The sequence below is a fragment of the Lactococcus sp. FSL K6-0773 genome (genome assembly GCF_038006485.1).
Taxonomy (GTDB): Bacteria; Bacillota; Bacilli; order Lactobacillales; family Streptococcaceae; genus Lactococcus; species Lactococcus lactis.
Genome location: NZ_JBBOVF010000001.1, coordinates 1532776 through 1553355, shown reverse-complemented (window position 1 = coordinate 1553355; position 20580 = coordinate 1532776). Strand labels below are relative to the sequence as shown.

The window sequence follows — 20580 nt, the reverse complement described above, 5'->3', positions numbered from 1 at the left end:
TTAAAAATAGGCGAGAAGGAGCGATAATGTTTAAAAAATCAGACAAGAAAATAAAAGAAAATGATCAAGAAAGCAATGCAGCTTTTGAGGAGTTTTTTAATCAAGTGCTCAAAAAAATGCCTGCTCGTTCCGCAAAAATAATCAGTTCTTCTTTAACTGTTTCAAAAGCGAAAGCAGAGCAGTTTTTAGCTAGCAATTCTCAGAAATTTGACCACCTCTTTGATGAATTTTTGATTGGAGTGGACAGTCAAACGCGAAGGAAATGCCATGAAACCATTCATTTCGCTACCTTGACGGCGGCAATTGTTGGCTTTTCACCGATCCCTTTTTCAGATGCCGTCTTGCTTGTTCCGATTCAATTGACAATGATGATGCGACTTTATAAGATATTTGGGGCTTCTTGGTCAGAAGCATTGGCAAAAGGAATCACTAAGGAATTAGTTGTTGTTGGTTTAGGTCGAAGCCTTGTAGGGAATGTTTTAAAATTTATTCCAGCGGTGGGAACAATTGCAGGTGGAGCAATTAATGCCACAGTGGCAACAACAATTACAGAAGCCTTAGGCTGGGTAACTGTCAAAATGCTTAATGATGGCGAAGATATTTTCAATAATGTCCTGACTTTTGAAGGTCAATTCAAAGGTTTGGTCAGTAAATTACAAAAAGCCAATAAGAAAAAATAGGCTGTCAGTAAAAAAAGACTTATCAGTTGATAAGTCTTTTTATTATTATTTAGAAAAACCATTTTCCAAAGTTTTAATGACAGCCAAAATTTGTTCATCGGAAACCAACTTGTCAGCTCCATTAATAATTGATTCATAAGCTGAATCATAAACTCTACCATAATCACCAGCAACCGTTGGAATATGTTTCACAATACGGTCACCATTTTGATTGAAATAGGTAAGTTGCCCAAAATCAGCTGGACTGTCTTGCCCAAAACCTTCATCACCTGGGAACATGCCAACTTTTAAATCATTTTCTTGTTGGTCAACATCCATTTTGATGAAAGTTCCTCTCGTACCATAAACAAGCCATTTTGGATGTGGTAGAGCAGCGACTTCAGTAGCAGCAACAGTTGCTCGCAAGTTTGGATAAAGAAGATTGACAGAAAAATAGTCATCGACACTGTCATAATCTCTTGTTGCTCGAATATCATATTGAACTTCTTTGGGAGTGCCAAAAAGTGAAACCATTTGGTCCACTAAATGAACACCGTGACCATACCAAGCGCCATCAAAAGTTCCACCTTGACTGGCATCATTAGGTCTAAAGTGGTCCATATTGACAGTGATATCTACCAAATCACCCAAATAACCTTGCTCAATCACTTTTTTGACGGTTAAAAAGTCGCTGTCAAAGCGTCGATTTTGGAAAGGCATGAAGAAAAGATTTTTTTCTTTGGCAAGAGCTACCAATTCTTTAGCTTGTTCCAAGGTTTCGACTAATGGTTTATCACAGAGTACATTTTTTCCAGCTGAAAGGAGTTCCTTAGCATAGTCATAGTGAGCAAAAGCTGGAGTCACAATGACTACTAAATCAATTGAATCATCATTAATAATATCAGCGATGTCAGTGGAGAACAAAGTTCCATTTGCTTCTAATTCTGCTTGTTCAGGACGTTTTCCTAAAGTCCGGTTGACAATTCGTTTAATCACAATATTCTCACGTTCTTTCACGTAAGGAATATGATAGCGATTTGTTGATTTACCAAAACCAACATAGGCAATATTAAGCTTTTTTGTCATTCTTTTTATTCTCCATTTTGGCACGGAGGGCTTCAATTTTAGCTTGAGTGGCATTCTTTGTATTAATGCCTTTTCCGCCTACCGTTGAGTTTTTTTCGTGAAATTTTCCGACAGATTTCTGTCCTTTATTATCAAGTTGATATTTTCCCATAAGATAAATTAGGTTTCAGTAAGTAAAGTGCCTACTGAATTCAGTTCCTTTCTAAGTGGATTTGACTGATAAAAGTCAAAAAGTTACTGACAAGAGCTGTCAGTAAAAATTTGACCGATTAAATTCCTTACTAAAGGAAATGAAGTTGCACTTGTAATTTAAAAATGCTGAACTTTTAGAATAAACTTTAAATTACTTTACGTTCGTAAGGGTCAGTAGAAATTCCTTCAGAAAGAATTTTCTTAGACCATTCTTTAGCACCGAAAAGTGAGTGATTACGGTAATTTCCGCATTCTTTTTCAGCAACACCAGGGACATTATCCCAACCAAATTCGTCACTTGCAAGCTCTTCTAGAGAAGATTTAATTACTTTAGCAATTTCTTCTGAACTATGTTCACCCCACATAATCATGTGGAAACCAGTTTGACATCCAAAAGGTGAAAAGTCAATCATGCCATCAATTCTATCGCGAATTAAACTAGCCATGCTATGCTCAATAGTGTGTAAAGCGGCCATTCCAATGGCATTCGCATTAGGTTGAACAAAACGAACGTCAAAATTAGTGATAACATCGCCTTTAGGCCCAGTTTCGCTACCGATTAAGCGGACATAAGGGGCAAGTACTTTTGTGTGGTCTAATTGAAAAGATTCTACTTCAGCCATAAGATATAGGATACAAAACTCAGCTGATAAAAGTCAGCCTTGTTAGTATCTCCTCCTTTATTTTAAATTCTAATTCTATTCTATCATTTTTTGAGCGAAATATTTTTTCATTTTAATTATAAAGTGGTAAAATGACTTTATAACGGTTTCAAAAGAAGCCTTATTGCTTAAAAAAGCAAGAAACATCATTGTCAAAAAGAGTGAGGAGGGGAAGTGAACATCAGAGAAGTTGAAAAGTCATCTTTCTCCATCATTGGAAAAGAAGGCTTAGGTAAAGCACAAGAAGCTGACATTTGGATTCCACCACTCTGGCAAGAAGCAACCAACGCTTTTGAGGAAATTATTCATTTGATTAAGCAGCCACTCACAATTTGGGGGGCCATGTCTGATGAATCAGGGCAATTTAAACCATGGAATAATGGTGGACTCTATCTGGCAGGCGTTGAAGTTGAAAATTCAGTGCAAAAGCCTGAAAATTGGACTAAATGGACACTTCCAGGCTTTCGTTATTTCGTTGTTGAAACAACAACTTATGAAATGAACAAGACTTATTCAGATATGTGGAATTATTTAACTCAAAATGATTTAAAAATTGTTGGAGCAGTACAAGAACATCAATCAATTTCAGCAGAAAATCCTGAAGAGTTAGAACTATGGTTTCCAATTGAAAGAATATAAAAGTCCAAATAGTTTCATTGATGACGAATTGTTGTATTTTAAAAATTACTAAGGAGAAAAAATCATGACATTAACAGACACTTACACACTAAACAATGGCATTAAAATTCCAAAAGTTGGCTTTGGAACTTGGCAATCTGCGAGCGGAGAAGAAGCTTATAATGCGGTAAAAGCAGCACTTGAAGCAGGATATCGTCATATTGATACAGCGGCAGTTTATAAAAATGAAGAATCAGTCGGTCAAGCAATTGCTGATTCAGGAATTCCCCGTGAGGAACTTTTCGTTACAACAAAACTTTGGGGTGTAGGAACAACAGAGGACGCTGCGGAAGCCTTGGATGAATCCTTGAAAAAATTGGGACTTGATTATGTTGATTTGTACCTCATTCATTGGCCAAATCCTAAAGCATTCCGCCCTGATTTTGAAACACGTAATCTTGCAGTTTGGAAAGCCATGGAAGCAGGCGTAAAAGCTGGTAAGATCCGTGCAATTGGTGTCTCAAACTTCCACCCACGTCACCTAAAACCATTGTTGAAATTTGCTGAAATTAAACCAGCAGTTAACCAAATTATGGTCAACCCAAGTGATCAACAAGAAGAAATTGTAAGTTTTAATGTTGACAACAATATCTTGACTGAGGCTTACAGCCCACTTGGAACAGGTAAAATCTTTGAAGTTCCAGAACTTGCAGACTTGGCAAGTAAATACAACAAGAGTATTGCTCAAGTGGTATTACGTTGGTCTCTTCACAAAGGATATTTACCACTTCCTAAATCAGTAACCCCTGCAAGAATTAAAGAAAATGCAGAAATCTTTGATTTTGATTTAAGTATTGAAGATATTGCTTTTATTGACAGCCTTCATGGAAAAGCTGGTTTGGCTAAAAACCCTGATGAAGTTGATTTCTAAAGAATAATTATGAACATATTTTACTGACAGATTGTTTACATCTCTTAAAAGACAGCAGAGAATTTGGTCAGTAATTTAAAAAAGGTCTGTCAGTAAAATTTTGCTGACAGGCTTTTTAGATTTTTGCTATAAGATTTTTGCTATAATAAAGAAAAATGATCAAATATCAAGGAGAAATGATGAAAAAAGCACTTGTTTTAGTTGATTTTCAAAATGATTTTATTGATGGAAGTTTGGGCACAAAAGAGGCACAAGCCATTATCTCAAATGTCATTGAAAAGCTCTCTCAATATTCTAAAGAAAATCGTCTAGCAACCCAAGACACCCATTTTGAAGATTATTTAACGGCACAAGAAGGCAAAAATCTGCCAGTTATTCATTGTCAAAATGGTACTTTTGGTTGGGAAATTCGTAAAGAAGCTCAAGTTGGCTTTGCTAAAATTTTTGAAAAAACAACTTTTGGTTCCAGAACATTGGCAGAATTTATTCGAGATGAAAATTATGATGAAGTTGAACTTGTCGGAATTTGTACGGATATTTGTGTTGTTTCCAATGCCTTGTTAATCAAAGCCTATGCGCCAGAAGTAAAAATAAGTGTTGATGCTTCTTGCTGTGCTGGAGTTTCACCTGAAAAACATTTGGCAGCACTTGAAACAATGCGTTCTTGTCAAATAGAAATCACGAATGCCTAATTTTGGTAAAAAGTTACTGACAGGTCTGTCAGTAATTTCAACTTGACAAAATCCTTATGATAATTGATAATGGAGTGAGAAATAAGAAAAATTTTGAAGGTGAGTGCGAGGTATAAATTTGGATTATCATCAATTATTTTCCCGCTTGAACGAAAAACTTTCAGAAGAAAATTTGCAACTTCACTTACATTGTGTTGGTGGTTTCGTCCTTGAATACTATGGAATGAAGGCAACAGAGGATATAGATGCCTTTTATGAAAGTACCGAAAAAGTTGAAAAAATCATTCAAGAAATTGGTGAAGAATTTCATGTCGGAACCTCTAATGAACCTTGGTTGAGTCAAGCAGTCGGCGAAGTCATGTCTCATTCAAAAACAGATGAAACAATTATTTTTGTGGAAAGTCATTTGACTGTTGGTCTGTCATCACTCGAATCTATTCTTATCGATAAAATACAGGCTGGCCGAACCAAAGATGTTCCAGACATCGCAAAAATAATGAAAAAATTAAAAATTGAAAGTCCAGATCCTCTCTTAGAACGATTTAAACATACAGATGGTTCAGCAGACCCAGCGGTCATTTTAGAGGCTTTTAGTTTAGCTTATGGCGAAGAAGCCTTAAAAAATTATTTACGAAAAAATCCAAAAATACTGAGGTTATTGCAATGACGTGGATTGAATATCTCCTGAATGCTGCTCAAAAGTCTAAATGGAATTTAGAACTTTGGGTCCGTTATTTAAATAAAGTGATTCAACGGGACAAAATTTTACTTTCAAAAACAGATATTGATTATTTAATGAGTTCTGAAGAATTAACTTCTTTTCAACGCGTTTTTCTTGAACTCGCGCTTGAAAAAGAAACAACACCTTGGGAAATGACTGTTGGCATGTCTGAACCGACTCAATCGATTCATCTTCAGTCTGTTTTAAAAGAATTAAAAAAAGAATGAATTAACTTTCATTCTTTTTATATTTTATAAATTACAATTTATTTAATACGAAGATATTGACCAATTAAAATGGTATCACTTGATAAATGATTCCAAGCCTTAATTGAAGCAATTGGGCTACCAGATTTTTGTGAAAGTCCCCAAAGTGTATCTCCTTTAACAACCTTATGGATAGAGGTATTTGAAGCTGCAGAAGAGTTAGAAGTTGAACTCGTAGAGGCTGAGCTTGAACCTGTTGAAGAACTTGAAGAACCGGCAGATTGTGAAACAATCAAGTTTTGTCCAATGAAAATTGTATCAGAATTCAAATGATTCCAACTCTTGAGTTGAGCAATCGTCGTTTTATATTTGACAGAGAGTCCCCAAAGCGTATCACCAGATTTAACCTTAATCGTCGTCTGTGAAGCTGGTTTGGCAGGAGTGACCGAAGTAGTAGGCGTTGTAGTTGCGGCAGAATTTCCTGAAGAAGTTGAACTATTTGCATTAGACGAAGAACTTGAAGTTGTCAATACAAGCTTTTGCCCAATATAGATGACTGTACTTTTAAGATTGTTTGCGCTTTGAATTTGAGCAACACTAATTCCATATTTTTGCGAAATTCCCCAAAGTGTATCGCCAGATTTAACTGTATAAGTGGTTGAGCTTGTATTTGAATTATTATTGGTATTTGTAGCTGTTGAACCACCGGAATTAGAAGTACCAGCAGAAGAAGCACCGTCAAAACGAGTCAAATTATATTGAGAAATAATTCGATTCAGGGAAGCACCATAATTAGGGTCAGTTGCATATTTTCCTGTTAAAGCTGCGGTTGCAGCTTGATAAGTTGCCGCGTTTGCTCGCCAAGCTTTAGCATAATAAGGACCATTTCCAAAGTTTGTAGTTTTTAAAACATAAGCATTGTCTTGGAAACTTTGATTAAAGGAAGGATAAACCCTAAATGGCATATCTTTTGTGACCCATTTACCATTGAGATATTCTTGAGTTTTAAAAACAACGCTTTTTCCTTGATAAGTTCCTTGAATACCGAATAAATTATAATAGGGGGCACGAGAAAGTTGGCTTGAACCCCAGTTACTTTCCAAAATAGCTTGAGCAATCATAACTGAAGGATAAAGACCATTACTATCGGCAACTGGTTTTGCTGATGCAGCAATACTTTCAATAAAAGCTTCTGTCGAATTGGTTGCAGCCTGAACCATTGGGCTTGTTTGTTGGAGCAAAAGCTCATGAGTGGTCGTCAAAGTTCCTGCAATGAGAACAGCGCCAGCAAATTTGGTCGCTGGTTTATAAAAAGCCAGTGGTTTTTTGGCTTTCTTTTTTAAATGTCTATTTTTAACTTTAATACGAGAAACTGGCATAAATAATTCCTTTCCTGAAAATACAGAATAAAATAAGTACTACCCTATTTTACCACGGTTAATGGAAGAAAAAGATGACAATTATGTGGCGGTTTGTAAACGTTTTTTATTTAATGTTTTATATTGGCTAGAAAATGTGAAAATTTAGAGAAAAAGTCTGATTTAAGACGCAATGATTACATTTTAAATACAAAGAGATTATATTTTGCTTTGCGAAATTGAGAAAAGGGAACGAAAACAAGCAACACAAGATATTGTGTGTGTTTACATAATTTAACCTATATATTGTGTCATTTCCGAGAATTTGATAAAATAGATGATGTAATTGAAGAGGATGGTTAATATGAAAAGTGAAGTAAAATATCAAGATGTAACACTAGAAGAAATTAATGTGATAAAGCGTGACGGACGCTCAGTGAAATTTAACAGTGAGAAAATTTTTGATGCTTTGACTAAAGCGGCTAAAAAAGTCGAACTGACAGATATGTCGGTTCTTTCAGAACTTACTGACAGAGTAGTCAGTGAAATCTTTACTCGTTTTTCTGAAAATGTCAAAATTTATGAAATTCAATCGATTGTTGAGCAAGAACTCCTTGAGTCTGGTGAAACTCAATTGGCTGAAGAATATATCTCTTATCGTGCTAACCGTGATTTGGCCCGTACCAAAGCAACGGATATCAATTTCACGATTGAAAAATTAATTAATCGCGACCAAACTGTCGTTAATGAAAATGCCAATAAAGATTCTAACGTTTTCAATACTCAACGTGATTTGACAGCTGGTGCGGTTTCCAAAGCAATTGGTTTGAAACTTCTTCCGCCACATGTGGCAAACGCTCACCAAAAGGGTGATATTCATTATCATGACCTTGATTATAGTCCATTTACTACAATGGCTAACTGTTGTTTGATTGACTTTAAAAATATGTTTGAAAATGGTTTTAAACTTGGAAATGCGCAAGTAGATTCGCCAAAATCAATTCAAACAGCAACTGCGCAAGCCAGTCAAATCATCGCTAATGTGGCTAGTTCACAATATGGTGGTTGTTCATTTGACCGTGCCGATGAAGTATTGGCGCCTTACGCGAAATTAAATTATAAAAAACATTTAAAAGATGCACAAAAATGGATTGATGGTGCTGAAAAACAAGAAGCTTATGCTCGTGAAAAAACAGCCAAAGATATCTATGATGCAATGCAATCTTTAGAATATGAAATTAATACTTTGTTTACTTCAAATGGTCAAACGCCTTTTGTAACGGTTGGTTTTGGTCTTGGAGACGATTGGTATTCGCGTGAAATTCAAAAAGCAATTTTGAATGTCCGGATTGGTGGTTTAGGTTCAGAACACCGTACTGCCATTTTCCCTAAATTAATTTTCACACTCAAACGTGGACTTAACCTCGAAGTAGGGACACCAAACTATGACATCAAAGAACTTGCACTTGAATGTTCAACAAAACGGATGTACCCTGATATTTTGAGCTATGATAAAATTGTTGAATTAACAGGTTCATTTAAAGCTTCAATGGGTTGTCGTTCATTCTTGCAAGGCTGGAGAGATGAAAATGGGAATGACGTGACTGCTGGACGTAATAATCTTGGAGTTGTTACAGTTAATCTTCCACGTATTGCTCTTGAAGCCGCTGGAAATAAAGAAAAATTCTGGGAAATCTTCAATGAAAGAATTGAAATTGCTCATGATGCGCTTGCCTTTCGTGTTGAACGTGCTAAAGAAGCACAACCTAAAAATGCACCTATTCTCTTTATGAATGGTGCATTGGGACGCCTTGATGCCGAAGGTTCAGTTGATGAATTGTACAATAAAGAACGTTCAACTGTAAGTTTAGGTTACATTGGACTTTATGAAGTGGCGACTACTTTTTATGGCCCAACTTGGGAAAATAATCCTGAAGCTAAAGCTTTTACAATTGAAATTGTGAAACGAATGCATGAAGATTGTGAAGATTGGTCTAAAGCCTCTGGTTATCATTATTCTGTTTACTCAACACCGTCAGAAAGTTTAACTGACCGTTTCTGCCGAATGGATAAAGAAAAATTCGGTTCAGTTGCAGATATTACTGACAAAGATTACTATACTAATTCTTTCCACTATGATGTGCGTAAAAATCCAACTCCATTTGAAAAATTAGAGTTTGAAAAAGACTATCCTGTTTATGCCAATGGAGGATTCATTCATTACTGTGAATATCCTGTTCTTCAACAAAATCCGAAAGCTCTTGAAGCAGTTTGGGACTTTGCCTACGATCGTATTGGATATCTTGGAACAAATGCACCAATTGACCACTGCTATGCTTGTGGCTTTGAAGGAGATTTTGCGGCAACGGAACGTGGATTTAAATGTCCACAATGTGGCAATGATGATCCTAAAACCTGTGACGTTGTCAAAAGAACTTGTGGATATCTTGGAAATCCGCAAGCACGTCCAATGGTTCATGGTCGTCACAAAGAAATTTCATCACGTGTAAAACATATGAATGGTTCTGTCGGAGCTTTGAACGATGGAAATTTAATTGATTCAGTCGAAGTTGACGAAGCGAAATCAAAATATTTTGCGGAGAAATAAGTATGAACAATCCAAAACCAGGAGAATGGAGAGCTGATGAACTCTCACAAAATTATATTGCAGATTATAAACCCTTCAATTTCGTTGATGGTGAAGGGGTGCGCTGCTCACTTTATGTGAGTGGCTGTATGTTTCATTGCGAGGGCTGCTATAATCAAGCCACTTGGTCATTTCGTTATGGAACGCCCTATACCAAAGAGCTTGAAGATAAAATTATGGCTGACCTTGCTCAGCCTTATGTCCAAGGACTGACGCTTCTTGGTGGGGAACCTTTCTTGAATACGACATTTTTGATTCCTTTGCTCAAACGGATTCGTCGTGAGTTACCGGATAAAGATATTTGGTCATGGACAGGTTATACATGGGAAGAGATGTTGCTTGAAACAGATGACAAATTAGAAATGCTTGATTTGTTAGATATTTTAGTTGACGGTCGTTTTGAATTATCAAAGAAAAACTTAATGCTCCAATTCCGTGGGTCATCAAATCAGCGGATTATCGATGTACCAAAATCTCGAAAACAAGGACAAGTTGTCATTTGGGAAAAACTCAATGATGGTGAAAAAACTTTTGAACAAATTCATAAAGAAAAATTAATTTAAAAGTTACTGATGGACATTTGAGTATATCCGTAAGCGCTAAAGTGCCAACGGCTATCTTCTGACAGAAATTCTGTCACTAAAAATAAGCACTGACAAATGCGTCAGCGCTTATTTTTTAAATAATTTTGTAAAATCTGGTTCGTCGTCAGTAATTTTGAAATCTTTTAGCGCCGATTTTAGAGGGAGATGTTTCTTTTTTCCTTTTAAATAATTTTGACTTTCTTTGCTTTGGGCACTTTCGGCTAAATAATTTTGCTTTTGTATAACTCTATTTTCAATTTTTCTTTTGCTTTTCTTATTTTCGTCGGTGCTTTCAAAAGATTCATCTGGAAAAGTTTGAGAAAGTTGCTTGATAATGGTTTCTAAACCGAAATTACTACTAATCCAAAAAGGTGTATCGGTTGCTTTACAAGCTTCTTTAGCAAATTGAACTGAATGATGAGCCACATTGCGGTTTCTCATAACGACGAAATCAGCTTTGGCAACAAGTTGGTCAATCTCAAATCGATTAGGTTTTTTCTTATCAAAACCAAGAAAAGAAACGCCAACTTTTGCCAAGCCCTCTCTAAAATCATGCCAATATTTAACTTCACATAGAACAAGTAGTGTTTTCATGTTATTCCTTACTGATGGCTCTGTCTTTACTGACAGGAGCGAATTATAGTGATTATAACACAATTTTGCTTAATGATAAATGTATTTTTTTAAATATAAGTTTCAAAAATTTGACCTCATAAAAATAAAGTGGTAAATTAATAGTAGATGGGTATGGTGCACACCCGAAACCGTTTCAAGAAATAGCTTGAATCTAATGGCGCCTACAAAGCAAAGTCTTTTTTTGCCTTGTAGTCTGCCATTTTTTCTTTGACTTACAAGGCATTAAAGGCAAAGAAAAGGAGATTTATTATGACAGTCACAATCGAAAACATCCACGCAAGAGAAATTTTTGATTCTAGAGGAAATCCAACCGTTGAGGTAGATGTTAGATTAACAGATGGAACATTAGGACGCGCAGCAGTACCCTCAGGAGCATCAACTGGAGACCGTGAAGCAGTTGAATTAAGAGATGGTGGAGACCGTCTTCAAGGGAAAGGCGTTTCTAAAGCCGTCGCAAATGTCAATGGCGAAATTTATGAAGCCTTGAAAGGACAATCACCATTTAATCAAGCAAAATTAGATCATTTGATGATTGAGCTTGACGGGACAAAAAATAAATCTCGTTTAGGGGCTAATGCAATTTTAGGGGTTTCAATGGCCATTTCTCGTGCGGCAGCGAATAGTGAAAAAATTCCACTCTATCGCTATCTTGGTGGAGTTGATTTGGAACTTCCACAACCATTTTTCAATGTCATTAATGGTGGAGTACATGCCGATTCAGGAATTGACGTTCAAGAATTTTTGATTACACCAGTCAAACGGGAAAGTTTTCGCGATGGTTTAGAAAAAATTGCAAATATCTACCATACTCTGAAGAAAATTTTAGCTGACAAAGGGCTAGAAACAGCCGTAGGTGATGAAGGTGGCTTTGCCCCTAAACTTGGTTCTACTGAAAATGCAATTGCTACACTTTATCAAGCAATTGAAAGTGCAGGATATGTTCCTGGTGAAGAAATTGCGATTGCCATTGACCCAGCTTCAAGTGAATTTTATGATGATAAAGAAAAAGTTTATCGTTTTGAAGGGCAAAAATTGACTTCTAAAGAACTATTGACTTACTATGAAAATTTAGTTGAAAAATATCCAGCACTTATTTCTATTGAAGATGGATTTTCTGAACATGACTGGGAGGGCTTTGCAGCTCAAACGAAAGCTCAAGGTCAAAAAATTCAATTAGTAGGTGATGATATTTTTGTGACAAATCCTGAAATTTTCAAAGAAGGAATTAAAAAAGGTGTAGCAAATGCTATTTTGATTAAACTTAATCAAATCGGAACAGTAACTGAAGCGATTGAAGCCATTAGTTTAGCGAGAAAAGCAGGCTATAAGACAATGATTTCTCATCGTTCAGGTGAAACAGTTGATAGCTACATTGCCGATTTTGCGGTAGCCATGCATGCTGGCCAAATAAAAACAGGTTCAATGGCTCGAAGTGAACGGGTTGAAAAATATAATCAATTCTTGCGAATTGAAGAAGAATTAGGAAAAGATGTAGCTCTTGCTAGTTTTCCAGGATAGATAAAAATAAAAAAACATTAATTTTTATAATTAATGTTTTTTTATTTTTAAGAATGTGAATTTATAAAGGAGAAGAGGGGATTCGAACCCCCGATACGCTTGTGACGTATACACACTTTCCAGGCGTGCTCCTTCGGCCACTCGGACACTTCTCCGATTACTTTAATATTATAACAAAATCCCTTCTCGTTTAGCAATGACTTTTGAATGTTTTGTTTTGGCGATAAAGAATGTCATTTTTAGTAGAAATATAAAACTAAATGCTTAAAAGTGTCTAAAATTTGGTATAATAAGGGCTATGAATAAAATTCTCGAAGTAGAAAATTTAGTTTTTAAATATGAAAAAGAAAGCGATGTAAATCAGCTTAATGGGGTTTCCTTTTCGATTACAAAAGGGGAATGGGTTTCGATTATTGGCCAAAATGGTTCTGGTAAATCGACAACTGCTCGACTGATTGACGGTCTTTTTGAAGAATTTGAAGGAAAAGTCAAAATTGATGGAGAACTTTTGACTGCTGAAAATGTCTGGAATCTTCGTCGAAAGATTGGGATGGTTTTTCAAAATCCGGATAACCAATTTGTTGGGGCAACAGTTGAAGATGATGTCGCTTTTGGTATGGAAAATCAAGGAATTCCACGGGAAGAGATGATTAAACGGGTTGACGAAGCTTTGCTTGCTGTCAATATGCTTGATTTCAAAACCCGCGAACCCGCGAGACTTTCTGGTGGACAAAAGCAAAGGGTAGCTGTGGCCGGAATTATTGCTTTGCGACCTGAAATCATTATTCTTGATGAATCAACCTCAATGCTTGATCCGACCGGGCGTCAAGAGATTATGCGCGTGATTCATGAAATTAAAGAGAAATATCAACTGACCGTTTTATCTATTACTCATGACCTTGATGAAGCAGCAAGCTCTGACCGAATTTTAGTGATGAAAGCAGGAGAAATAATTAAGGAAGCGGCACCGTCTGAACTCTTTGCAACGAGTGAGGATATGGTTGAAATTGGACTAGATGTTCCCTTCTCTTCAAATTTAATGAAAGACCTGCGAAAAAATGGCTTTGATTTACCAGAAAAGTATCTGTCAGAAGACGAATTGGTAGAGCTTTTGGCTGATAAGTTGCGCTAAATTTACTGACAGAATTTCTGTCAGTTACACGCGATTAACGTGAGTGTGAAATTGGCGGATAAATGAAGTTTCTGTCAGTTCAAGGCGATTAATGAGAGTCCTTGAATCGGTGACTTAATAAAATTCTAGTATGCTAGAATTTCTGTCATTAAAATGGATATTATTGGATTTGAGAAAAAAGAAAAATGATTAAATTTGAAAAAGTAAATTATACTTATCAGCCCAACAGTCCCTTTGCCAGTCGTGCCCTTTTTGACATTGATTTAGAAGTCAAAAAAGGAAGTTACACGGCTTTGATTGGGCATACTGGTTCTGGTAAATCGACACTTTTGCAACATCTGAATGGATTGTTGCAACCTACACAAGGGACGGTTAGAGTAGGTGATATTGTTGTCACTTCAACAAGTAAACAAAAAGAGATTAAACCTGTCCGCAAAAAAGTAGGTGTAGTCTTTCAATTTCCTGAAAGCCAACTTTTTGAAGAAACGGTTTTAAAAGATGTCGCTTTTGGACCACAAAACTTTGGAATTTCAAAAGAAGAAGCTGAGAAAATTGCTGCTGAGAAACTGGAAATGGTCGGTCTTTCAAAAGAATTTTGGGAAAAATCTCCTTTTGAACTTTCAGGAGGACAAATGCGTCGTGTGGCCATTGCTGGGATTCTCGCGATGGAACCAGAAGTTTTGGTACTTGATGAACCAACAGCGGGCCTTGACCCAAAAGCTAGAATTGAGATGATGAAACTTTTTGAGAGTATTCATCAAACGGGTCAAACCGTTGTTTTAGTCACTCATTTAATGGATGACGTGGCCGATTATGCTGACTATGTTTATCTTCTTGAAAAAGGACATATTATCAGCTGCGGTACTCCGTCAGATGTTTTTCAAGAAGTTGATTTTTTGAAAGCACATGAATTGGGAGTGCCAAAAGCGACTCATTTTGCTGACCAACTTCAAAAAACAGGGGTCTATACTTTTGAAAAATTACCAATCACACGAGCTGAACTTGTTAATTTACTGACAAGTCTGTCAGTAAAATCAGGAGGTGAAAACTGATGCAAAATATGCTGATGGGACGTTATATTCCAGGTGATAGTATCATTCACCGCATGGACCCGCGTTCAAAACTTTTGGTGATGATTGCTTTTGTTGTCATTATCTTTTTGGCTCATGATTGGTTAGGTTATCTTCTTTTAGTGCTTTACACTTTAGCGGGTGTTTTATTATCCAAGATTTCAGTTTCCTATTTTTTAAAAGGCCTACGGCCAATGATTGGTTTAATTCTGTTCACAGTTATTTTCCAAATGCTTTTTACTAATGGTCAACATGTCATTTTTAGTCTATGGTTTATCAAAATTTCCACAGAATCTTTGATTAATGCCGTCTATATTTTCTTTCGTTTTGTCTTGATTATTTTTATGTCAACAATTTTGACGCTGACCACGCCACCATTGACCTTGGCTGATGGAATCGAAAAAGGCTTAGGACCTTTGAAAAAAATCAAAGTCCCTGTTCACGAATTAGGTTTGATGTTATCTATTTCTTTACGCTTTATTCCAACATTAATGAATGACACAACAATGATTATGAATGCTCAAAAAGCCAGAGGAATGGATTTTGGCGAAGGAAATTTACTGAAAAAAATTAAATCAGTCATTCCAATTTTAATTCCATTATTTGTCAGTTCTTTCCGCCGTGCGGATGACTTAGCAGTCGCAATGGAAAGCAGAGGCTATCAAGGGGGAGATGGACGTACAAAATACCGTCAACTCAAATGGAAAATGCGAGATAGCTTGCTCGTTGTATCTATTATCATAATGACAATTTTACTTATTTTATGGTCAAAAGTTTCCTAAATAAAAGCTCAAGAGGAGAAAAAATGATTACTTTAAACGTAAATAGCTTGGAAAATGCAGAAATTTTTTGGAAAGAATTAGGTTTGGAAGATGAAGTAGCACTCAATGAAACCTATGACCCAAATCCTGAAACTTTAGCAATTTCAGTAGAAACAATTGATGAAATTCATGATAAAATCATTGAACTTGGACTTCCTGTGAGTCCAATTACGCCAGCTGTTGATGGAAGATTCATGTTTTCTTTTATTGCTCCTGAGGACAATACCTTTATTGTTATTGGTGAATGGGTCGAAAGACCTTACACTGGAGAAATGCGCACTGAATTTTTTGAAAATGTAAAAGGACTAATTCCACTTGCGCCAGAACGTCTGTCAGAGCTGACAGAAGGCCAATTTGTACTTTTTGGACGTGTCACTTGTCCTTGGACCAGAAGATTTGTTAAGGCTCTTCCTGACTATGCTGACAAAATGATTTATTACGTTGACACAGAAAATACAGACCTCAATCCAGAATTACAAGCGATTCGTAAAGCTCACGAAGTAGAAACCGTTCCAACATTTATGAAGAGAAGTGCTGACGGAACTTTTATCAAATTTGATAAAAAGAAAGAAAGTCTTTCTGAGTTTATAAAATAAATGCTGACAGTTCTGTCAGTAAAAAAACAGTTTCGGCTGTTTTTTCTTTAAGCAGAATTGAAAATTTTCCAAATATTTGATAATTTGCTATAATATAGAACAATAATATTGTAGGTAAAATGATTCTGTCAGTAAATTTTTACTGACAGAATCATAAAAAGGCCTATAAAGTGTCATCAATAACTGAATGGCCCTAGAATGGAGTAAAAATGGAAGCACAAAAACTATCAGCACAAGAAATAATTCAATTTATCGGGAACGCTGAGAAAAAAACACGTGTCAAGGTAACCTTATCAGGAATGCCTAGTTTTAAAGCAGCTGGTTTTCTTGCTGAAAATGGGCGTCCAAATTTTAAGGCACTAGCCAATAAAGGAATCCAAGTTCTGGGAGATTTTCACACACATTACAGCTTAAAAATTATCATTGGAGATTGGCAAGCAGTATGTCCATTGCTTTCTGGCTTGACTGAGAATAAAGATTACACCCTAGAACTTGAAGGCCGAAATTCAGCTGTTCCTCTCCTTGATACCAGAGAAATCAATGCTCGAATTGAGCCAGGAGCAATTATTCGTGACCAAGTAACTATTGGCGATAGTGCGGTCATTATGATGGGGGCTATCATCAATATCGGAGCTGAAATTGGTGAAGGCACAATGATTGATATGGGGGCAATTTTGGGTAGCCGTGCGACGGTTGGTAAGAACTCTCATATTGGTGCTGGAGCTGTTTTGGCTGGTGTTATTGAGCCTGCAAGTGCTGAACCTGTTCGTGTTGGGGATAATGTCCTTGTGGGAGCCAATGCTGTTGTAATCGAAGGAGTACAAGTCGGTTCAGGTTCTGTTGTTGCAGCAGGGGCAATTGTTACCCAAGATGTTCCAGAAAACGTTGTTGTTGCGGGTGTTCCAGCTCGAATTATCAAAGAAATAGATGAAAAAACACAACAAAAAACGGCTTTAGAAGATGCCCTTAGAAATTTGTAAAATTAAAGAAATAGCTTATTTCTGAACTTTTGTTAATCTTAGCAAAAGTTTTTTTGCTAAAAAGAGCAATATACAGCCAAAAAAGAGTAAAATAAATAAAAAAGATTGAAATTTAGCTTAGTAATGAGGAAAAAATATGATAAATTTAATCGAAATCAGACGGCAGCTTCACCAAATTCCTGAAATTGGTCTTGAAGAATACGAAACTCAAAAGTATTTACTAGCCATTATTCAAGAACTGACTCAAAATAAACCATTTATACAAGTAAGAACATGGCAAACCGGTATTCTAGTTTATCTAGCAGGAAGTCAGAGTCAAAAGACAATTGGTTGGCGAACAGATATTGACGGTCTGCCTATTGAGGAATTAACTGATTTACCTTATGCTAGTAAAAATGGACGAATGCACGCTTGTGGACATGATATTCACATGACCGTTGCTCTTGGTTTATTGGAAAAAATGAGTGAAAGCCAACCAAGAGATAATCTCCTCTTTCTCTTTCAACCTGCTGAAGAAAATGAAGCGGGCGGAAAATTAATGTATGATGCTGGAGCATTTGAAAATTGGCTTCCTGATGAATTTTATGGATTACATGTCAGACCAGATTTAAAAGTAGGTGATATCGCTACGAATCAGCATACACTTTTTGCAGGGACTTGTGAAGTTGAATTATCCTTTATTGGAACAGGAGGACATGCTGCTTTTCCCCACACAGCAAATGATGCTTTGGTAGCAGCCGCTTATTTTATCACTCAGGTTCAGACGATTGTAAGCCGTAATGTGGATCCGTTAGCTTCAGCAGTGGTTACATTTGGAAAAATGGAGGCTGGGACAACGAATAATATTATCGCTGAACGTGCTTTTTTACATGGAACTATCCGGAGTCTGACCCAAGAAGTCAATGAATTGACTCAAAAACGTTTAAGAGAACTTGCAAATGGAATCGCGCAATCTTTTAACATGGAAATTGAGCTTAAACTTAAACAAGGCGGCTATCTTCCAGTTGAAAATCATCCTAAACTTGCTAAAGAACTGATGGAATTTTTCAAAAAAGAAACTAAGGCTAATCTTATTGACATCGCTCCAGCCATGACTGGTGAAGATTTTGGTTACCTTTTGAGCAAAATTCCTGGAGTCATGTTCTGGTTAGGAATTGATAGTGATGCTCCCCTTCATTCACAAAAAATGAATCCAGACGAGCATGTTCTCAATTTTGCTGTTGATACAATTAGCCAATTTTTACAATTTAAAGTTAATAGGTTATCAGAAGGTGAAAAAACAATAAATTAATGGCTTTAATCTTAAGAATGGATATGTTAAGATAGGAGGATAGAGTTTTTTAAATCATTCAGTAGTTAAATTGTTACAATTGAACTTTTTTGAAATGATAAAAGTTATTTAGGGAAGAATAATGAAACAAAGAAGATTAAAATCAAAAGGAGCAAAAAAAGCTTTTTGGAAGCTTACCTTGCTTATAGGTGCGTTATTAATAGTGGTAGCGGGAGTAGGAACCTATTATTATGATCAAGGAGTTCAAAAGCAAAAAATTGCTTATGAAAAACAAGTAGATGAGGCGAGAAATGCAAAAGACAAGGCCTATGATTCAAGAAAAGCAAACGATATTGAACAGGCTCATAAGTTAATTGATAAGCTTCATGTTAAAGATAAAACTTCTTTAGATAAATCAATGAGCCAATTGACAAACTATTTGTCAGAGATTGACAAAGTGAACCAGATTGTTGCAAAAGCCCATGAAAATATAAGTGAAGAAGGAATAAAAAGCTCTGAAGAGGCTTTAGAATTATTAAAGGCTCCATATGAGAAATCAGACAAAGAAGCATTGGCAAAACAAGTAAATGCTGACAAACAAATACTTATTGAACGTCAAAAAGAAGCGGAGCGTATTGCGAACGTTCAAAATCAATATGCAAATAAAAAATTGATTGCCTTGACCTTTGATGATGGACCAAACCCTAATACGACCCCTCAATTATTAAAAATTTTATCAGATGCACAAGTTCCAGCAACCTTTTTTGCTTTAGGAAAACAAGCCCAAGCCTGCCCCCAAATTATTAAAGAAGAAGCTGATAGAGGAAATGAAGTCGCTTCGCATACATGGGACCATAAAGACTTGGTAACACTCTCACCAGACCAACAAAAGCAAGAAATTGAGAGTGCAAATCAGTTAATTAATAAAATTACAGGTAAAAACGTAACACTCTTCCGTCCACCTTATGGAAGTTATAATAAATCTGTTTTAAGTCAAACAAATTTAAGTGCAGTTAATTGGACTGTTGACACTAATGACTGGCGTTATCGTACAAGTGCTCCAGTTGTTCAAAATGTTTCGACTTACGCTCATGATGGAGCAATCATTTTAATGCATGATATTCATCAATGGTCAGTAGATGCGGTGCCACAGATTATTAAAAATTTGAAAGCACAAGGTTATACCTTTGTAACGGTCAGCACTTTGCTAACAGTACAAGATGGGGGAGCTAAGGCTCAACAAGTTTATTTTGGTAGATAATAAAATAAGAAGAGGAGAAGTGATTCTACTCTTTTTATTCGTCTTTAACGAAGGTTTATTCTAAAAAATTCATATCCAATGAGTTTATTCTTGACAACTTATGGGAAACTTGATATACTAATATAGTCGTTTGAGAGAAACGCAGGCGTGGCTCAACTGGATAGAGTACCTGACTACGAATCAGGCGGTTGTAGGTTCGAATCCTACCGCTTGCATAAACAGAATATGGCGAAAGTCATTTTTTTGTTTGATACTGATATTTTAGATAAAATGAGAGAAGTATCGGTAAGAATTTAAAAATTCTAAAATAATATTTGGAACTTCGCGATAAGCGCGAAGAACTGAATTGCTAAACGCTAAAGCGTCAAGCACTTCATGTCCGGGAAGTAGCTCAGCTTGGTAGAGCTCAAAGCATGCTTTGAGGCTGTGGATAGGAATTTGCGAAGCAAATTTACTTTACAAGTACTTTTAAAAGTGGAGATACTGAACAAAGAAGTTTCAAAAATTTAATATTAGCTACGGGAAGTAGCTCAGCTTGGTAGAGTACTTGGTTTGGGACCAAGGTGTCGCAGGTTCGAATCCTGTCTTCCCGATTACCGACTAACCCTAACTCATCTTTCGTGGATGAGTTTTTTTGATGTCAAAATTAAATAATCTTCCATAATTCTTGAAAGTGTTATCAAGATATGATAAAATTCAAGTGATAATGTGAGTTTAGAAAATTACTAAAAGCGAGCATTAAATGAAAGGAGCCATCATGGCATATAAATCACATAAATTTGGTAAACGTAACGGTAAAAAACATTTCAACGCAGTAGGCGTAAGAACTGCACCAAAACCAGAAGCTAAAAAAGAAGAAAAATAATTTTTGTTTAGGAATTTTAAATTACTTAAAATTGAATCCTAATCTCTTGATTTTCTAACTCATCTCTTGCAGATG

21 protein-coding genes, 3 tRNA genes and 1 riboswitch are annotated in these 20580 nt (G+C 36.1%); of the genes, 18 read left to right on the top strand and 6 right to left on the bottom strand.

Features of this window, described 5'->3' with window-relative positions; genetic code table 11:
* Positions 1-26 precede the first annotated feature (26 nt).
* Positions 27-680 carry a YcjF family protein gene (locus MHB61_RS07495; protein ID WP_340817522.1) on the top strand — a complete coding sequence of 218 codons (654 nt, stop codon included), beginning with the start codon at positions 27-29 and terminating at the stop codon, positions 678-680.
* A 45-nt stretch (positions 681-725) separates the two neighbouring features.
* Here MHB61_RS07495 and MHB61_RS07490 read toward each other — a convergent pair whose 3' ends face one another.
* The 3 genes from MHB61_RS07490 to MHB61_RS07480 form a co-directional block, all read right to left on the bottom strand.
* Complete coding sequence (locus MHB61_RS07490; RefSeq protein WP_137016388.1) at positions 726-1745, bottom strand: Gfo/Idh/MocA family oxidoreductase; 1020 nt, start codon at positions 1743-1745, stop codon at positions 726-728.
* Positions 1729-1896, bottom strand: a complete 168-nt coding sequence (locus tag MHB61_RS07485; RefSeq protein ID WP_003131184.1) for a hypothetical protein — start codon at positions 1894-1896, stop codon at positions 1729-1731. The genes MHB61_RS07490 and MHB61_RS07485 overlap by 17 nt, the downstream gene beginning before the upstream one ends.
* A gap of 187 nt (positions 1897-2083) precedes the next feature.
* Positions 2084-2560 (bottom strand): S-ribosylhomocysteine lyase, encoded by a 477-nt coding sequence (locus tag MHB61_RS07480; RefSeq protein ID WP_003131187.1) that lies wholly within the window; start codon positions 2558-2560, stop codon positions 2084-2086.
* 213 nt (positions 2561-2773) lie between these two features.
* Here MHB61_RS07480 and MHB61_RS07475 point away from each other — a divergent pair, with 213 nt between their 5' ends.
* The 5 genes from MHB61_RS07475 (at position 2774) to MHB61_RS07455 (ending at position 5788) form a co-directional block, all read left to right on the top strand.
* A complete protein-coding gene (locus tag MHB61_RS07475) occupies positions 2774-3238 on the top strand; it encodes a GyrI-like domain-containing protein (RefSeq protein WP_003131188.1) in 465 nt (154 codons plus the stop codon).
* 64 nt (positions 3239-3302) lie between these two features.
* Positions 3303-4148, top strand: a complete 846-nt coding sequence (locus MHB61_RS07470; protein WP_137016386.1) for an aldo/keto reductase — start codon at positions 3303-3305, stop codon at positions 4146-4148.
* Between the two features lie 179 nt (positions 4149-4327).
* Positions 4328-4840 carry a cysteine hydrolase family protein gene (locus MHB61_RS07465; protein WP_043991118.1) on the top strand — a complete coding sequence of 171 codons (513 nt, stop codon included), beginning with the start codon at positions 4328-4330 and terminating at the stop codon, positions 4838-4840.
* Positions 4841-4958: 118 nt separating this feature from the next.
* On the top strand, positions 4959-5507 hold the full coding sequence (locus tag MHB61_RS07460; protein ID WP_003131191.1) for a DUF6036 family nucleotidyltransferase: 549 nt from the start codon (positions 4959-4961) through the stop codon (positions 5505-5507).
* Positions 5504-5788 (top strand): hypothetical protein, encoded by a 285-nt coding sequence (locus tag MHB61_RS07455; protein WP_003131192.1) that lies wholly within the window; start codon positions 5504-5506, stop codon positions 5786-5788. Before MHB61_RS07460 ends, MHB61_RS07455 begins: the two co-directional genes overlap by 4 nt.
* A 38-nt stretch (positions 5789-5826) precedes the next feature.
* Here the strand turns inward: MHB61_RS07455 and MHB61_RS07450 are convergent, their stop codons facing one another.
* Positions 5827-7146 (bottom strand): LysM peptidoglycan-binding domain-containing protein, encoded by a 1320-nt coding sequence (locus MHB61_RS07450; RefSeq protein WP_003131193.1) that lies wholly within the window; start codon positions 7144-7146, stop codon positions 5827-5829.
* 343 nt (positions 7147-7489) lie between these two features.
* Between MHB61_RS07450 and nrdD the strand changes: the two genes are divergently transcribed.
* Both nrdD and nrdG read left to right on the top strand, forming a co-directional pair.
* Entirely contained in the window at positions 7490-9733 is a 2244-nt protein-coding gene (gene nrdD, locus MHB61_RS07445; RefSeq protein ID WP_003131195.1) for an anaerobic ribonucleoside-triphosphate reductase, read from the top strand.
* Entirely contained in the window at positions 9730-10335 is a 606-nt protein-coding gene (gene nrdG, locus MHB61_RS07440) for an anaerobic ribonucleoside-triphosphate reductase activating protein (protein ID WP_025016575.1), read from the top strand. Before nrdD ends, nrdG begins: the two co-directional genes overlap by 4 nt.
* 108 nt (positions 10336-10443) lie before the next feature.
* Here nrdG and MHB61_RS07435 read toward each other — a convergent pair whose 3' ends face one another.
* Positions 10444-10950 (bottom strand): DUF2325 domain-containing protein, encoded by a 507-nt coding sequence (locus tag MHB61_RS07435; protein WP_003131197.1) that lies wholly within the window; start codon positions 10948-10950, stop codon positions 10444-10446.
* 140 nt (positions 10951-11090) lie between these two features.
* Positions 11091-11163: riboswitch (Fluoride riboswitch) on the top strand.
* 78 nt (positions 11164-11241) lie between these two features.
* Between MHB61_RS07435 and eno the strand changes: the two genes are divergently transcribed.
* Entirely contained in the window at positions 11242-12510 is a 1269-nt protein-coding gene (eno, locus tag MHB61_RS07430; RefSeq protein WP_003131198.1) for a phosphopyruvate hydratase, read from the top strand.
* Between the two features lie 67 nt (positions 12511-12577).
* On the opposite strand, the gene MHB61_RS07425 is transcribed toward eno, so the two are convergent.
* Positions 12578-12665, bottom strand: a tRNA-Ser gene (locus tag MHB61_RS07425).
* Between the two features lie 143 nt (positions 12666-12808).
* Between MHB61_RS07425 and MHB61_RS07420 the strand changes: the two genes are divergently transcribed.
* From MHB61_RS07420 to MHB61_RS07380, 9 genes are all read left to right on the top strand, one after another.
* Positions 12809-13642 carry an energy-coupling factor ABC transporter ATP-binding protein gene (locus MHB61_RS07420; protein ID WP_004255784.1) on the top strand — a complete coding sequence of 278 codons (834 nt, stop codon included), beginning with the start codon at positions 12809-12811 and terminating at the stop codon, positions 13640-13642.
* A gap of 185 nt (positions 13643-13827) precedes the next feature.
* Positions 13828-14694, top strand: coding sequence for an energy-coupling factor ABC transporter ATP-binding protein (locus MHB61_RS07415; protein WP_004255782.1), 867 nt, complete (start codon positions 13828-13830; stop codon positions 14692-14694).
* On the top strand, positions 14694-15494 hold the full coding sequence (locus MHB61_RS07410; protein WP_137016384.1) for an energy-coupling factor transporter transmembrane component T family protein: 801 nt from the start codon (positions 14694-14696) through the stop codon (positions 15492-15494). Before MHB61_RS07415 ends, MHB61_RS07410 begins: the two co-directional genes overlap by 1 nt.
* A gap of 23 nt (positions 15495-15517) precedes the next feature.
* The gene (locus MHB61_RS07405; protein ID WP_010905259.1) at positions 15518-16129 is read left to right on the top strand and encodes a thiol-disulfide isomerase; all 612 of its coding nucleotides are present in this window, start codon (positions 15518-15520) and stop codon (positions 16127-16129) included.
* Positions 16130-16338: 209 nt separating this feature from the next.
* Positions 16339-17109: a 2,3,4,5-tetrahydropyridine-2,6-dicarboxylate N-acetyltransferase gene (gene dapD / locus MHB61_RS07400; RefSeq protein ID WP_004255773.1), complete on the top strand. Its 771-nt coding sequence runs from the start codon at positions 16339-16341 to the stop codon at positions 17107-17109.
* 136 nt (positions 17110-17245) lie between these two features.
* Positions 17246-18400: an N-acetyldiaminopimelate deacetylase gene (locus MHB61_RS07395; protein WP_004255772.1), complete on the top strand. Its 1155-nt coding sequence runs from the start codon at positions 17246-17248 to the stop codon at positions 18398-18400.
* A gap of 121 nt (positions 18401-18521) precedes the next feature.
* A complete protein-coding gene (locus MHB61_RS07390) occupies positions 18522-19640 on the top strand; it encodes a polysaccharide deacetylase family protein (protein ID WP_004255771.1) in 1119 nt (372 codons plus the stop codon).
* 141 nt (positions 19641-19781) lie between these two features.
* Positions 19782-19855, top strand: a tRNA-Arg gene (locus MHB61_RS07385).
* 304 nt (positions 19856-20159) lie between these two features.
* Positions 20160-20233, top strand: a tRNA-Pro gene (locus MHB61_RS07380).
* Positions 20234-20580: the final 347 nt, after the last annotated feature.